Genomic DNA, 16397 nt, shown 5'->3' on the forward strand with positions numbered 1-16397 from the left:
ACAATTTTTTGAAATATTTATTAGTCCATATTTCAAAATTATTGTTTTCCATTATTTTTTCTTGTATATTTTAAGTGAGGTGATTGCATTGAACGGCTTTGAAAGAGTAAAAGAAAAGAAAAAGCGTGCCATTAAAGAAGCAGCATTCGTATTATTTTCAGAACGTGGATTTAATGAAGTGAAAATAGAACATATCGCAAAAGAAGCAAACGTTTCTCAAGTTACAATTTATAATCATTTCGGAAGTAAAGATGCGTTATTTAGGGAGCTTATACAAGAATTTATCATATCTGAATTTCAATATTATAAAGAGCTTGCAGAAGAAAAATTACCTTTTCATGATATGATGCAAAAAATGATTGTAAGAAAAATGAATACTGGCGGATTATTTCAACCTGATATGTTACTACAAATGATGCAAAGGGACGAAGAACTCCGTAAGTTTATTTATAGTTATCAAAATGAAAAAATCCTACCCTGGTATTTAGAAATATTAGAACAAGCTCAGCGCAAAAACGAAATTAATCCACACCTTACTAAAGAAATGATGTTACTTTACATTCAAATGTTTACAAAATTAGGTGATGAATTTGGAGCACAACTTCTTGAAGGAGATCGGGAAAAACATATAAAAGATATCGTTACGATGTTCTTTTATGGACTGTCCGTCCCAGAAAAATAATTGTTTCTAAAAAACAAATACAATCACCAAAAAGCCCTTTGGATATTTAAATCTCAAGGGCTTTTTCATATCAAATAAATAGCTAAAACTAACTTTATCTTAAAGAAGTTAAATGCTGCTTTATAGATAACACCTTATTATAGATTAACTCTTTTAGCATAACAGGCTGAATTGAAATAATCGTTTCACCGAAATTCAGAAAATAATTTGAAATAAAATCAGATTCTTGCTTGTTAAAATAGCCTGTTATAATGTAATTTTCATTTTCCTTTTGCAACCTCATGGAAGGGTAATTCTCTTTATCAAAAATGTCTTTTCCTTTTTGATTAACAATGACGCTAAAATCAATTGCATCAGACTTTCTGTGAAAGGTAGTAAGATAACTTAATAATTCTTCAAGATTTTTTGGATGAACATTGCTTGTTTCCACAATAGAAAGAATTTTATCACATCTAATTATTTGAACATGATTTGTCTCAAAATTAAAGATTTTAGCATACCACTGGCCAAATTTAGATTCTATTCGAATAAATTGGGCAACCAATGCTTTCTCCTCACCTTTTTTTAAATATGTTAAATGATAAACTTGCTCAGCAAAAATTCCCTGTAAAATTTCTTTTAAGAACGGACTAAAATTACTATGATTTGTTACTTCAAAGGAAAGCGTTCGTTCCATAATTGAAATATTTTTACTCACATTATCAGGTAATACATGTTTAAATTTATTTTCAAGCGCAATACTTTCTACATTAAATGGTTTTGTCTTGTATCCATTTAGCGTAAGAATTGAAAAGTATAACGCATACATTTCATCCACACTAAAATAAATTGGCGATAACACACTATTTTCTATAATTTTATAACTTCCATTTCTACCTAATTCAGAATATATGGGTACACCTATTTCTTCCAATGATTGAATATCTCGCAACGCAGTACTTTTAGAAATATCATATCTAGCCATTAAATCTTTTAAATTAAAATATCTTTTATTATTTAAGAAAATAAGCATGTCATTTATTCGTTCAGTTTTTTTCATATTTCCCTCCCAAAAAGGTATCATGTATTGAAACCTTTTTAATCTATATTATAATTATCAACTAATAAAGGAGTTATATATTTATGACATTAGAGATAGCTATTTTTCTTTCAATGAACGGGCAAGCAAAGGAGGCGATTAACTTTTATACACGTAATTTAGAAGCCAAAAAATTAATGATTGTTACGTATGAAGAACTGGCGAAAAGAGATAGTTCTTTTAAAATTACAAGTGAAAATAAAGATCATATTGCTCACTCTGTTTTACAAATTGGGAATACAAAGCTAATGATAGCAGAAGATACAATGAAGCATAATGAACGTTATAACGTTGGAAATAACATGTCACTTTGCATTCAAAGCGCTAATTTAGAAGAAATACAACGGTTTTATAATAATTTAATTTCCGATAAGCATGTGAAAATAATCTCTCCGCTAGAAAAAAATATATTTAGTGAAGCATATGGTATTATTGAAGATCCTTATGGCATACAAATCCAATTAATGTATGATAAACGACTAAACTAATTAATTAATCATATTCACATATTCCTAATAAAAAAGACACGAATTTCGTGTCTTTTTATTTTATAGAAATGACTCTACCCTTTTCACTACTTTCAATCGCTAATTGAATCATTTTAATAACATCTAAACCTTCTTTTGCTGTTACAGGTAGTTCCTCACCATTTAATATACTATCTCGTACACCTTTATAATAATTGTCATAACAACCGACTTCTGTTGGAATACGCTCTAAGCTTTCTTCTGTTTCTAAAGTAGCAAAATTCTCTTCATCGTCTACTCCATAACCGTTATCACCTGGCTTCATTCCATTTTTTAATTGCTCTTCCTGCGAATCCATACCGTACTTCACGATAGAACCTTTCTCTCCATGCACTATAAAATGTGGTCCAGCTTTTTTCACATAACTGCTACTACGTAAAATGACACGTTTAACTCCGTAATGAAGTACTATGTGGAAATAATCATCCACCTCTGCACCTGGTCGTTGTTTTATTACATCTGCACTTATCGCATCTGGTTTCCCGAATATTGATAACGCTTGGTCAATTAAATGCGATCCTAAATCGTATAATATACCGGAGCCTGGTAGATTTTTTTCTCTCCATCGATCACGTACATGTGGACGGAAACGATCAAAATTCGATTCATATGCGTATACATTCCCTACTCTGTTTTCTCCTAACAATTTCTTAATTGTTAAGAAATCATTATCAAAACGACGATTATGATATACGCTTAACATTACATTATGCTGCTCTGCTAATGAAATAAGCTCTTCCCCTTCTTCAATTGAGACAACAAATGGTTTTTCTACAACAACATGCTTACCTTTTAAAATTGCTTCTTTTACATATGGAAAATGAGTTGTATTAGGTGATGTAATAACAACTAAGTCAACATCAGCTCGCTTCACCAATTCATCAATTGTACTAACAACATTAGCGTTTGGTAATGTTTCTTTTACTACCTCTTCTTTTGAGGATAATACAGCACGAATATCATATTCTTCTATTGTTTGTAATAGTGGGATATGAAATGTCGTACTAGAAAAACCAAATCCTACAATCCCTACACCTATTTTTTTCATGTTGCCCCTCCATTTGTCCCGCTTTAACGGGCAGTAAGATTCCTAACTCAAAATTCAGTGAAAGCTAAGGCATTAGGTGAGGAATCAACTGCTTGTTAAAGCCCGATTGGTTCAACTAATAATCAGTGAGGATGAAGAAACTCCCCATTGATTAAAGTTTCACTTTATGAGAACGATTTCATTCAGTTATTATAACAAGATTATTATTATTTACATAATAAATTGCCTAGAAAAAAGCATCTTGCTACTATTCATAGCAAGATGCCCTCTTTATTCTGGTCTTTTCTTCGTCCACGTTTCTACTACTTCACCAGTATCATTAACATCTAGCACAAGGCTACCATTACTATACCGGTCTTTATTTCGATACGCTTTCGGATCAATTTCTTCTACAATGTTTTTCTCTGTCTTCATGTAAACTAATTCATCGTCCCGAACGATTTCAATACCGACAATGCGGTACGGATTACGTTTTAATTCTTTGAAAATAACAAGACCTCGCTTCGCCCTCGTTGATTTCTCAATTTCTGATGCTTTTAGGCGTTTTACAGCACCGCGCTGTGTTACGAGAATAAGTTGATCTTTGTCACCATTTAACGGTTTACCAGAAGCGACATAGTCATCTTCTTTTAAATTAATTGCTTTCACTCCAGCAGCTCTTACACCGACTGGACTTACTTCCTCTTCATGGAAAATAAGTGCATATGCACCGTGTGTAGCAAGAACGATATCACTCGTTCCATCTGTCGCAAATATATCGACAACTTCATCATCTTTTTTCAAGTTTACAGCAACGAATGCTCTTGAATAACGCTGAACTTTATATTGATTTAATTCTGTTTTCTTTATCATACCATTTCTTGTTACAAATACGATAAATCGTTTTTCTTCCTCAAAGTTCGGTACAACCGTTGCCCAAATGATTGTTTCATCCCGGTCGAGTGAAACGATATTAGCAACGTGCTGACCTAAATCTTTCCAACGAATATCTGGCATTTCGTATACTGGCAGATATATATAGTTTCCTTTATTCGTAAATAAGAGGACTGTCTCTGTCGTATTCGTATCGAATCGTTCAAGTAAGATGTCACCCTCTTTCATACCGAAGTCTTTGCCGTTTGAGGCATTATGTGAGCGCCATCCAGTACGTTTCACATATCCTTCTTTCGTTACAGTAACGATGACATCTTCTTGTGGGATCATCACTTCTACATCGATTTTAATTTCCTCGATTTGATCTTCAATAATCGCGCGTCGATCATCACTATACGTTTTCTTAACTCTCTTTAAATCAGTTTTAATTACTTGAAGTAATCTTTTTTCACTTTGTAAAATTGCCTGTAGCTCAATAATTTTCTTATTAAGCTCATCTGCTTCTTCTTGTAACGCCGTAATGTCTGTATTCGTTAAGCGATATAATTGCAAGGAAACAATTGCTTCTGCCTGTGCTTCTGTAAAGCCAAATTTTGCACTTAAATTATCTTTCGCGTTACGTTTATCTTTTGAAGCTCGAATTGTCTCAATTACTTCGTCTAAAATCGATAATGCTTTCTTTAAACCTTCTACAATATGTTGACGATTTTCTGCTTTTCTTAATTCATATTGCGAACGTCTCGTAATAACCTCTTTTTGATGTCCAATATAAGCATCTAAAATTTTCGGTAATGTCATAAGTGTTGGACGACGATTATTGATCGCTACCATATTAAAGTTATATGGAATTTGCAAATCTGTATTTTTATATAAATAATTTAAAATACCTTCGGCGTTTGCTTCTTTCTTTAATTCAACAACAATTCGTAAACCAGTACGATCTGTCTCATCACGCACTTCAGCAATACCATCTAACTTTTTATCTAGACGTAATTCATCCATTTTCTTTACAAGGTTTGCCTTATTCACTTCGTAAGGAATTTCAGTGATTACAATTTGTTGTTTCCCACCACGCACTGTTTCAACTTCTGCTTTTCCGCGAATAATAATTTTACCTTTACCTGTTTCATACGCCTTTTTAATACCATCAATCCCCTGAATAATACCGCCTGTTGGGAAATCTGGTCCTTTCATAACTGTTAATAAATCATCAACAGTACTATTTGGCTTATCAATACGCATCATTGTAGCATCAATAACTTCTCCAAGATGATGCGGAGGAATTTCTGTTGCATAACCAGCGGAAATCCCTGTAGATCCGTTCACTAATAAATTCGGGAACGCTGCTGGTAATACAACTGGTTCTTCACTCGTATCATCAAAGTTTGATACGAATTCTACTGTTTCTTTATCAAGATCACGTAATAACTCAGATGCAATTGGTGATAAACGAGCTTCCGTATAACGCATTGCTGCTGCTGGATCCCCGTCAACACTACCGTTATTACCATGCATTTCAACTAAAACATTACGTACTTTCCAAGTTTGGCTTAAACGTACCATCGCCTCATATACAGAGGAATCACCATGTGGATGATAATTACCAATAACGTTACCGACTGTTTTAGCTGACTTACGGAACGCTTTATCATGTACATTACCTTCTACATACATAGAATATAAAATACGTCTTTGTACTGGCTTTAAGCCGTCACGCGCATCTGGAAGTGCACGATCTTGAATAATATATTTACTATAACGTGCAAAGCGATCACCTAACACGTCTTCAAGCGGGAGGTCATGAAACTTCTCTGCTTGCATGTTATTCCACCTCCGTCTCCATAATCATTTCATTTTCTAAAATATTTCCTTCTTCTTGCATACCAAACTGTACATTACGTTCAATCCATTTACGGCGCGGTTCTACTTTATCGCCCATTAACGTTGTAACGCGGCGCTCTGCCCTAGCTGCATCATCAATTTTCACGCGAATTAATGTACGCGTTTCAGGATTCATTGTTGTTTCCCATAATTGATCCGCATTCATTTCACCAAGTCCTTTATAACGTTGTAACATATAGCCTTTTCCAACTTTTTTCGTTACACCGTCTAATTCCTCATCTGACCAAGCGTATTCAATTACCTCACTCTTACCTTTTCCTTTACTTACTTTGTATAAAGGAGGAAGTGCGATAAATACTTTACCAGCTTCGATAAGTGGCTTCATATATCTGTAGAAGAACGTTAATAACAATACTTGAATATGAGCCCCATCCGTATCGGCATCGGTCATAATTACAACTTTATCGTAGTTAATATCTTCAACATCAAATTCATTTCCTACACCGCCGCCAATCGCATAAATGATTGTATTAATCTCTTCATTCTTAAAGATATCAGCAAGCTTTGCTTTTTCTGTATTAATTACTTTACCACGTAGCGGTAATACGGCCTGGAAACGTCGGTCTCGTCCTTGTTTTGCAGAACCACCGGCAGAGTCACCCTCTACTAGGTATAGTTCATTTTTTTGCGGGTTACGTGATTGTGCAGGTGTTAATTTCCCGCTTAACGTACCTTCTGATTTTTTCTTCTTCTTACCACTACGCGCTTCTTCTCTTGCTTTACGGGCTGCTTCACGTGCTTGTGCTGCTTTAATTGCTTTTCTCACAAGAAGTGTAGCTACATCAGGATTTTCTTCTAAAAAGTATGCTAAATGCTCAGATACAATGGCATCAATTGAAGAACGCGCTTCACTTGTACCTAGTTTCCCCTTCGTTTGCCCTTCAAACTGAAGCACTTCTTCTGGTACACGTACCGAAACGATAGCCGCTACACCTTCACGAATATCTGTACCTTCTAAGTTTTTATCTTTTTCTTTTAATAGTGCTACTTTACGAGCATACTCGTTAAACACACGCGTCATCGCTGTTTTAAATCCAGCTTCGTGTGTTCCACCATCTTTTGTACGTACGTTATTTACAAACGATAAAATGTTTTCTGAGTAGCCATCGTTAAATTGAAATGCTAGTTCTGCTTCAATTCCATTTTGTTCACCAGTGAAATATACAACTGGATGAATGGAATCTTTTTCTTCGTTTAAATAGGAAACGAAAGCTTCAATTCCCGTTTCATAATGAAATACATCCTCTAAATCATTTCGTTCATCTTTTATTGAGATTTTCATTCCTTTTAATAAGAATGCAGATTCACGTAATCTCTCACATAATGTTTCATAATTATAATTTGTTGTGCTGAAAATCGTTGTATCTGGTTTGAAATGCATCGTAGTACCAGACTCTTTCGTCTTCCCGATTTTCTCAAGCGTCGTTACAGGAACACCGCCATTTTCAAAGCGTTGTTCGTAAATATTTCCGTCACGCTTAATCGTTACGACTAACCATTCTGATAAGGCGTTTACAACCGATGCCCCAACACCGTGTAAACCACCACTCGTTTTGTAACCACCTTGACCAAACTTACCACCGGCATGAAGTACAGTTAAAATAACTTCAGGTGTAGGTTTCCCAAGTTTATGCATTCCCGTAGGCATTCCTCGCCCTTTATCTATAACGCTAATACTATTATCTTTATGTATTACGACTGAAATTTCGTCGCCAAATCCCGCTAACGCTTCGTCAACGGAGTTATCTACTATTTCATATACTAAATGATGCAATCCACGGCTGTCCGTGCTCCCGATATACATACCCGGGCGTTTTCGAACGGCTTCAAGTCCTTCTAACACTTGAATCGCATCTTCATTATATTGGAACTGATGCTTCGCCAAACTCCTTGCCCCTTTCCTAATCCAAAATCAGAACATATGTTTCTATTATAGAATAACGCCTCGACTATCGTTTTGGCAAGTTATCTTATCTCTTTTATATACCATTTTCAATAGAAAAATCCTTGTTTTCTCACAAGGATTCCTCTAGGCTACTATTTCAGAAAAATAATCGTTTGTCAACGAGAAATGGATATGTATTCCAAGATTACACATTCCAAACCTTTATTATGATCCAAATGATCAAGATCCAAAATGGGATTACAAGTAACAATCCCCAAAAACAGCCTTTAAAAAATCTCATGATGAACACCTCGTTCATCGGCCCTACTTATCTATAATGAGGGCTGAATCAATCTTTCTACCTTTAAATCTATACTATTTTGTCATCGCATGTTCTACTTTAATACAACGATCCATTATTACAGTATAGTCTTTTTCTTTTAAAAGTTTATATGTATCCTCATCTTGTACTCCTAATTGTGCCCAAAAAACATCTGCATCAATCTCTACAAATTCTTTTGCAACATCCATTAAAAACTCTGAGCGACGAAATACATTTACAATGTCAACGTGTTCCTTAATATCCTTTAGTGAAGAAACTGCCTTTTCTCCGAGCACCTCATCTACTGTTGGATTAACTGGAATAATGCGGTATCCAGCATCTTGCATTGCTTTTGAAACCATATACGATGTACGTTCTGGCTTATCTGATAATCCAACAACCGCAATTGTTTTGCTTTTCTTTAACACTTCACCAATTTCCGTACGAGTTGGGTTTTCAATTGTCATAATTAATCCCTCCTATTCCTTTAGTATAGCCGATAAAGAAAGTCTCTTTCAATATGAAAGAGACTTTCTTTTATTTCGATTATTGATTCTTTGTAGCTGAATTATCTGCTAAAGTAGCCGATTTCGTCATTTTTTGACCGTTACGGTAGAATGTAACTTCTACTTTCTCGCCTACTTTTTTCTTTTCATATAAATATTTACGGAATTGAAGAGCATTCTCTACTTTTTGATTATCTAATGCTACTACAATATCATATTGCTCTAAACCAGCTTTTTCAGCTGGTGATATTGGGTAAATTTTACCTAATACAACGCCGTTTGTTACTTCTTTCGGTACTTTCAATTGATTGACTGCATAAGCTTGCACATCTTCTAGTGAAACAACACCTACTCCAAGAGCTGGACGTTTTACTACTCCATCTTTTTCAAGAGATTCAATAACTGGTTTTGCGATGTTAATTGGAATAGCAAATCCAATTCCTTCAACTTCTTGTTGTGCAATTTTACTTGAATTAATCCCAATTATTTCACCATTTTGGTTAAATAATGCACCACCACTATTACCTGGATTAATCGCTGCATCCGTTTGAATAACTTGTGCTTGCCAATCTGGTCGTTTATCCCCATCAATATCAACCGGAATTTCGCGTTCTTTACTACTGATTATACCTTCCGTTACACTTCCATCAAATCCAAGTGGATTACCGATTGCAATGGCTTTTTCACCCGCACGAAGTTTACTTGAATCACCTAAAGTGGCAACTTTATTTACATTAGATCCATCAATTTCAACAACCGCTAAGTCTAACCAAGGGTCCTTACCAACTAATTTCGCATCAACTTGCTTTCCGTCGCTCAGCTTCACAGCAAGTTTATTTGCTCCATCTACTACGTGGTTGTTTGTTACAATATATGCTTTATTTCCTGCTTTTTTATAAATAACACCTGATCCTGAACCGGCTTGTTGTTCTTGACCTGTCGGTTGCATTGCAAATGGATCAACACTTTGTTGCATATTAATAACACCTACAACAACATCTTTCGCCCCTTCAATCATACCAGGTAAATCAGTTTCATTTTTCGCTTTATTTACAACAGGAACTACAGTACCTTCTACTTTTGAATCCGAACTAAATGATGATACTGGCGCTCCATTATTTTGAGCCCATGGCATATATGGTGCTGCAAAACTAATCGAAACCGCTCCGACTACAGCTCCCACTAAACCTGTGAAGAAATAGCCTTTTTTACTACCTGATTTTCTCACTTCTCTCGTTTCACTATGCTCTTCATTTAAATTTGGTCCGTCGTAATATCCCATGTTTTATTTCCCCTCTCTGGTGAATTCGTATTTTCAGTATAGTCACGTTTTGTGTCCTTCTTGTGAACTCATCGTGAAATCCAATTAAAAAAATACACTTATCTAACATTGTAGACAAAAAAAGTATTTTTTGTACATTTTACCTTCAAAAGAGAGTATAAAATTACCATTTCCCTAGGCTAAATTACACAAATCGTTCTAGATTATTCTTCAAATTTATAACCAACTCGAATAACAGTACCGATATGCTTCGCTTTATCTCCTAGCTTATTTCGAAGTTTTTTAATATGGGTATCAACCGTTCGGTCATCACCGTAATAGTCATATCCCCATAACTGGTCTAATAAATGTTGACGTGATAACACAATTCCTTTGTTCTCCATTAAATACACAAGAAGTTCAAATTCTTTATGTGTCAATATAATTTCTTCTCCATCTACTAAAACAGTTCTAGATAGACGATTCACTTCTATTCCAGCTAAAGACATAGCATTTTCTTCCGCTACTCCTACCGCACCATCCGCACGTTTCAATAACGTCTTTGCACGAGCTACTAATACTTTCGGGCTAAATGGTTTCGTTACATACTCGTCTGCACCTAATTCGAAACCTAGCAATGTATCATCCTCATCCGAACGCGCTGTCAACATAATAATTGGTACTGCTGATTCTTTTCTAATTCTTCTACAAACAGACCATCCATCTATTTCCGGTAACATAATATCTAACATAATTAAATCAATTTCATGCTCTGCAAATAACTCTAGCGCTTTTTTTCCATCTTCTGCTTCGATTACTTCAAAGCCTTCATTACGAAAATAATCACTAACAATTTCACGTAATCTTCTTTCATCTTCAACAAGCAATACCGTTTTGTTCATATAATCTATCCCGCCTTTTTACTCTTTCAATCGAATAATACGTTGATTGGAGCTTCCGCGAAATGGAAGTGTTAAATCTTTTTCCTCAATTTCAAACCTTCCATCGACTAAAACATCCCCATAATGTAACAACTCTATCATATCATTATTTTGAGAACTCTGTATCTCTTCTAACGTATAACCTGTATACATCCATAGGTTTTTTTTCAAATCTTTCACGATTTTTGCTACCTTTTTCACTTCAGCAGCTTGAAAAAATGGATCTCCACCTGAAAATGTTACATCAGTTAATGGATTACTTGCAATCTCTTTCACAATTTCTTCTACTGTCATTTCCGTTCCGTTGCAAATATTCCACGATTTCGGATTGTGGCAACCAACGCAACGATGCGGACAGCCCGCAAAAAACACGACTGTCCGCAATCCTTCTCCATCTACTACACTATCATGAATAATATTCATCACTTTCATTTATGTTTCACCCGATCTATCTCTTCACTACGTTTCGCACTATTCCACTTTGACATATCTCCTACAAGATAGCCTGTTATACGGCGAATTCTTTCTATATTAGCCTCATCTTCATTCCCGCAACTTGGACATTCATTCCCAATAACCCCGTGATAACTACAGCACTTACAACGGTCAACAGGATGATTAATTGAACCGTATCCAACGCCATGTTCTGCCATGGCTTGTACAATTTGTTTTAATGCCTTTTTGTTATGCATTGCTGCTCCGTCTAGTTCAATATAAGTAATATGTCCCCCGTTACATAGAGCATGGAACGGACCTTCTAAACGAATTTTATTTATCGCTTGAATGTTATAATAAACTGGAATATGGAATGAATTCGTATAGTAATTATGGTTCGTTATGCCGCTAATCACGCCAAATTCTTTTCTATCTTTTTTCACAAACTTCCCTGATAATCCTTCTGCTGGAGTTGCAATTACTGAGAAATTCAGTTGATGTTCTTCTGTCGCTTTATCCATTCTATCTCTCATAAAGGAAATAATTTCATACCCAAGTTTCCATGATTCTTCATCTTCCCCATGATGCTTTCCTGTTAAAGCTACTAAACATTCCGCAAGACCGATAAAACCAATACTTAACGTCCCTTGTTTTAAAATCGAGGCTACGGAGTCTTCAGGCTGCAACGTTTCTCCACCACGCCATACACCTTGTGAATATAAAAACTGAAAATCTCTTGCTCGCTTCGTACATTGATACGCATATCTTTCTAATAGCTGCTTAATTCCTAAATCTAAATAATAGTTTAGCGCTTCAAAAAACGCTTCTTTTGAACCACTAATTAACGCTAATTTCACTAAATTAATAGACGTAAATGATAAATTCCCTCTACCAATCGCTGTTTCTTCTCCATGTATATTAGACATAACACGGGTACGACATCCCATGTAACATACTTCACTTTCTGGTCTTCCATCATAATGCACTGCATTAAACGGAGCATCTAAAAATGAAAAGTTAGGGAATAATCGCTCTGCGGTTGTCTCTAATGCTAATTCAAATAAATCGTAGTTCGGATCACTTTCTTCAAAATTCACACCTTTTTTCATCTTGAAAATTTGAATCGGAAAAATCGGTGTCTCTCCTTTACCAAGTCCAGCTTGTGTCGCTTTTAAAAGTTGTTTAATTAACATTCTTCCTTCTTTTGATGTATCTGTTCCATAATTAATAGAAATAAACGGTACTTGTCCTCCGCCCCTACTATGCATACTATTCGAATTATGAACGAAAGCCTCACACGCTTGATACGTATCATTTTCCGTTTCTTTCCATGCAAATTCTTCTATTTGTTCTTTCGTAAGCGGATATGATTGTAATCGTTTTTTATGTCTCTCAATTGTTTTTCGTACATAAGGTGCTAAATCAATATCAAAGAGTGCAAACGATTGACCACCATGCTGCATATTTTGATTCGCTTGAAAAATAATAGACGAAAGAGCCAATGCACTTTTAATGTCTTGCGGTTGTCTCATATGTCCATGTCCAGTATGAAAACCGTTAGCAAGCATTTGCGCTAACGGAATTTGTGAACAAGTCGTCGTTCCTGTTGCATAAAAATCTAAATCATGTGGATATAATATATTTTCATTTATCGCTTTTTTCACTTGATCTGACAATAAATTCTCAACAGCATAATATTTTGCACTCTCAGATGCGAACGTTCCCATTACGCCCATTGGAGAGCGGCCGTCTACATTTGCATTTTCTTGCATCAAATCTTGTTCATTGCCGTGGACTATTGTCTCAAACACTTTCATTAATTCTTCTCCACGTGTATTATTTTGTAACATTTATAACCCTCCACCAATATGTTGTTATCTTTTGATTAAAATGTTACTACATATAGTCTTACTGTTTCTGTGAGAAATGTAACATTACTGTGAAATTTTTTTCACGAAATAATGAATTTTTCATTTACAAAAAAGAAATGTGCTCTTTACAAATGTATGGTACAATATACGGGAAAAACTCTTTTTACCCTTTATCAACACATTTGAATAAAGGAGACTGAACTTATGGTTACTACATATCTTTTATTTATCGTTGCCTACTTACTTGGCTCGATTCCATTTGCACTAGTTGTTGGAAAAATCGGCTACGGAATCGATATTCGTGAGCACGGGAGCGGTAATCTAGGCGGAACAAACACATTCCGCACATTAGGGAAAAAAGCAGGTTTTACCGTTACAATTGCTGACATTTTAAAAGGGACATTAGCAACAAGTCTACCAATGATTTTCGGATTAGATATTCATCCACTATGGTTCGGGTTAGCGGCTGTTCTTGGACATGTCTATCCAATCTTCGCGAAATTCCGCGGTGGTAAAGCAGTTGCAACTTCTGCTGGGGTGCTATTATGCTATTCACCAGTTGTTTTTGCAATATTGGCTGTTGTATTTTTCACCCTTTTATTTACAACAAGATACGTATCACTTTCTTCTATGGTAACAGCAGTTGTTGCTGTTATTGCATCCATTGTTAGCGGGGATAAAATCTTCATTATTGCGATGTGTTTATTAGCAGGTATGGTTATTTATAAACACCGTGCAAATATCGGACGAATTATAAATAAAACTGAACCAAAAGCAAACTTTTCAAAAAAGCAAAAATAAGATCGTAACCCACATAACGCAAAAAGAAAACGTGAAGCATATTAATAGCGTCTTTTTGCGTTATTTTTTATACTAAAGAAAAAGCAACATAATTTGGAGGAACTATACATGAATCTTTCCGTAACAAAAGAAGCAGCACAATGGTATAAAAATGAATTAAACTTACAATCAAATGAAACACTACGCTTTTTCGTACAATACGGTGGTTGCAGTACTGTGCAAAAAGGACTTTCTTTAGGTATTCGTAAAGATGATCCTGCACATCCTGCTGTTCAAATTCAAGAAGAAGGTATTAACTTCTTTATTGAAGGCGATGATGAATGGTTCTTCGATGGACATAATTTATCTGTTACACTTAACGAAGGTGACGACTTCCCACAATTTAATTATGAAAAATAAAAAAACGTGGCTTCTGCCACGCTTTTTTATTTTTTCTTAATTTCCTCATATTTCGCATACCACTCAGGATATAACTTTTTAAATGATACAGGGCGGAACCCTTCTTTTTTCGCACAAATATTCGTTGTACTTGCAGTAATACAAAGTTCACCATCACCATTATATATTTCATATCCATATACAACGCGAAGTGGGCTCACAGTATCTACCCATGTTTTTACGATTGCTTTTTCTCCGTAACGCATCGCTTTACGGTATGAAATTTGTAAATCTAACACAGGAGAAATAATTCCTTCTTTCTCCATTTCAACATATGAAAAACCTAAATCTTGTATAAGTTTCGTGCGACCTAACTCAAGCCACACTAAGTAGTTTGAATGGTAAACAACACCCATTTGATCTGTTTCCGCATAACGGATTTCAACTTCATGTTCTGCTACAAACATATGTATTCGCCTTCTTTCACTTCTGCTACCTTGCATACATTTAATCATAATACAGTGACATCAAAAATAAAATAAAAATAGTGAATCTTTTCCCGAAAGGAGCAAGCATATGATTCAAATTGTAACGGTTCGTAGTGGTGATAGCGTATATAGCTTGGCATCAAAATATGGATCAACACCTGACGAAATAGTAAAAGACAATGGATTAAATCCAGCTGAAACGCTCGTTGTTGGTCAGGCACTTATCGTTAATACGAAAGGGAATAATTATTATGTACAGCCTGGTGACAGCCTATATCGAATCTCTCAAACATATAATGTCCCCCTCGCTAGTTTAGCTAAAGTTAATAATTTATCTTTAAAATCTATTCTCCATGTCGGACAACAATTATACGTACCAAAAGGTACAAAACGAGCTGTAGAATCCATCGCTTATTTACAGCCTTCCACTATACCGATTAAAGAGAGTTTAGTTAATGCTACACGTGCCATCAATCCATTTTTAACATACTTAGCTTATTTTAGTTTTGAGGCAAAAAGAGATGGCACATTAAAAGAACCTACTGAAACAGCTAAAATCGCTAATATTGCAACGCAGGGTAAAACAATCCCTATGCTCGTTATTACAAATATTGAAAATGGTAATTTCAGTGCCGATCTAACATCGGTTATTTTACGCGACGCAACGATTCAAAACAAATTTATTACTAACATTTTGCAAACAGCTCAAAAATATGGCATGCGAGACATTCATTTCGATTTCGAGAGTGTAGCACCTGAAGACCGCGAGGCGTATAATCGCTTTTTACGAAATGTAAAAACACGCTTACCTAGCGGGTACACATTGAGCACAACTCTCGTACCGAAAACAAGTTCAAATCAAAAGGGAAAATTTTTCGAAGCTCACGATTATAAAGCGCAAGGGCAAATTGTTGATTTCGTCGTCATTATGACATATGACTGGGGATGGCAGGGCGGGCCACCGATGGCAATTTCTCCTATCGGTCCGGTGAAAGAAGTACTTCAATATGCAAAATCTCAAATGCCTCCCCAAAAAATTATGATGGGGCAAAATTTATACGGGTTTGATTGGAAGCTTCCATTTAAACAAGGAAATCCACCCGCAAAAGCAATTAGCTCTGTCGCAGCTGTTGCACTAGCTCGTAAATATAATGTCCCTATTCGTTATGATTTCACAGCCCAAGCTCCTCATTTTAATTATTTTGATGAAAACGGCGTGCAACACGAAGTTTGGTTTGAAGATTCACGGTCTGTTCAAAGTAAATTCAATTTAATGAAAGAACAAGGTATAGGTGGTATTAGTTACTGGAAAATCGGTTTACCATTCCCACAAAATTGGCGTTTACTCGTTGAAAATTTTACGATTACGAAAAAGGGCTGACAAAAGTCAGCCCTTTTT

The 16397-nt window shown here is 35.4% G+C and carries 15 protein-coding genes; 5 read left to right on the top strand and 10 right to left on the bottom strand.

The features are described from left to right. Window positions 1-79: 79 nt before the first annotated feature. The gene (locus ACUL40_RS10165; protein WP_002041614.1) at window positions 80-682 is read left to right on the top strand and encodes a TetR/AcrR family transcriptional regulator; all 603 of its coding nucleotides are present in this window, start codon (window positions 80-82) and stop codon (window positions 680-682) included. A gap of 94 nt (window positions 683-776) precedes the next feature. Here ACUL40_RS10165 and ACUL40_RS10170 read toward each other — a convergent pair whose 3' ends face one another. Beyond that, complete coding sequence (locus tag ACUL40_RS10170; RefSeq protein ID WP_002041615.1) at window positions 777-1745, bottom strand: helix-turn-helix transcriptional regulator; 969 nt, start codon at window positions 1743-1745, stop codon at window positions 777-779. Between the two features lie 59 nt (window positions 1746-1804). On the opposite strand from ACUL40_RS10170, the gene ACUL40_RS10175 reads away from it, so the two are divergent. Further along, window positions 1805-2248: a VOC family protein gene (locus ACUL40_RS10175; protein WP_000171342.1), complete on the top strand. Its 444-nt coding sequence runs from the start codon at window positions 1805-1807 to the stop codon at window positions 2246-2248. Window positions 2249-2303: 55 nt separating this feature from the next. Here ACUL40_RS10175 and ACUL40_RS10180 read toward each other — a convergent pair whose 3' ends face one another. The 8 genes from ACUL40_RS10180 to ACUL40_RS10215 all read right to left on the bottom strand — a co-directional run bounded on the left by ACUL40_RS10180 (window position 2304) and on the right by ACUL40_RS10215 (window position 13310). Next, on the bottom strand, window positions 2304-3335 hold the full coding sequence (locus tag ACUL40_RS10180; protein ID WP_224201122.1) for an oxidoreductase: 1032 nt from the start codon (window positions 3333-3335) through the stop codon (window positions 2304-2306). Window positions 3336-3605: 270 nt separating this feature from the next. After that, entirely contained in the window at window positions 3606-6029 is a 2424-nt protein-coding gene (parC, locus tag ACUL40_RS10185) for a DNA topoisomerase IV subunit A (RefSeq protein WP_326038478.1), read from the bottom strand. Window position 6030: 1 nt separating this feature from the next. Next, entirely contained in the window at window positions 6031-7995 is a 1965-nt protein-coding gene (parE, locus tag ACUL40_RS10190) for a DNA topoisomerase IV subunit B (protein WP_001062202.1), read from the bottom strand. A 375-nt stretch (window positions 7996-8370) separates the two neighbouring features. Further along, complete coding sequence (locus ACUL40_RS10195; protein WP_000151390.1) at window positions 8371-8784, bottom strand: CoA-binding protein; 414 nt, start codon at window positions 8782-8784, stop codon at window positions 8371-8373. A gap of 79 nt (window positions 8785-8863) precedes the next feature. Continuing rightward, on the bottom strand, window positions 8864-10105 hold the full coding sequence (locus tag ACUL40_RS10200; protein WP_000542646.1) for a S1C family serine protease: 1242 nt from the start codon (window positions 10103-10105) through the stop codon (window positions 8864-8866). Between the two features lie 203 nt (window positions 10106-10308). Continuing rightward, on the bottom strand, window positions 10309-10986 hold the full coding sequence (locus ACUL40_RS10205) for a response regulator transcription factor (protein ID WP_001044679.1): 678 nt from the start codon (window positions 10984-10986) through the stop codon (window positions 10309-10311). An 18-nt stretch (window positions 10987-11004) separates the two neighbouring features. Further along, on the bottom strand, window positions 11005-11457 hold the full coding sequence (gene nrdG / locus ACUL40_RS10210) for an anaerobic ribonucleoside-triphosphate reductase activating protein (RefSeq protein WP_000867076.1): 453 nt from the start codon (window positions 11455-11457) through the stop codon (window positions 11005-11007). Then, on the bottom strand, window positions 11454-13310 hold the full coding sequence (locus tag ACUL40_RS10215; RefSeq protein ID WP_063220550.1) for an anaerobic ribonucleoside triphosphate reductase: 1857 nt from the start codon (window positions 13308-13310) through the stop codon (window positions 11454-11456). The genes nrdG and ACUL40_RS10215 overlap by 4 nt, the downstream gene beginning before the upstream one ends. Before the next feature lie 225 nt (window positions 13311-13535). Here ACUL40_RS10215 and plsY point away from each other — a divergent pair, with 225 nt between their 5' ends. Next, window positions 13536-14132, top strand: coding sequence for a glycerol-3-phosphate 1-O-acyltransferase PlsY (plsY, locus tag ACUL40_RS10220; protein ID WP_000258974.1), 597 nt, complete (start codon window positions 13536-13538; stop codon window positions 14130-14132). Between the two features lie 108 nt (window positions 14133-14240). Next, the gene (locus tag ACUL40_RS10225; RefSeq protein ID WP_001054453.1) at window positions 14241-14531 is read left to right on the top strand and encodes a HesB/YadR/YfhF family protein; all 291 of its coding nucleotides are present in this window, start codon (window positions 14241-14243) and stop codon (window positions 14529-14531) included. Between the two features lie 26 nt (window positions 14532-14557). Here the strand turns inward: ACUL40_RS10225 and ACUL40_RS10230 are convergent, their stop codons facing one another. Continuing rightward, window positions 14558-14977, bottom strand: a complete 420-nt coding sequence (locus tag ACUL40_RS10230) for an acyl-CoA thioesterase (protein ID WP_000495812.1) — start codon at window positions 14975-14977, stop codon at window positions 14558-14560. Between the two features lie 109 nt (window positions 14978-15086). Here ACUL40_RS10230 and ACUL40_RS10235 point away from each other — a divergent pair, with 109 nt between their 5' ends. Beyond that, a complete protein-coding gene (locus tag ACUL40_RS10235; RefSeq protein ID WP_000614858.1) occupies window positions 15087-16379 on the top strand; it encodes a glycosyl hydrolase family 18 protein in 1293 nt (430 codons plus the stop codon). Window positions 16380-16397 lie beyond the last annotated feature (18 nt).

The sequence above is a fragment of the Bacillus sp. KNSH39 genome, from assembly GCF_052656585.1.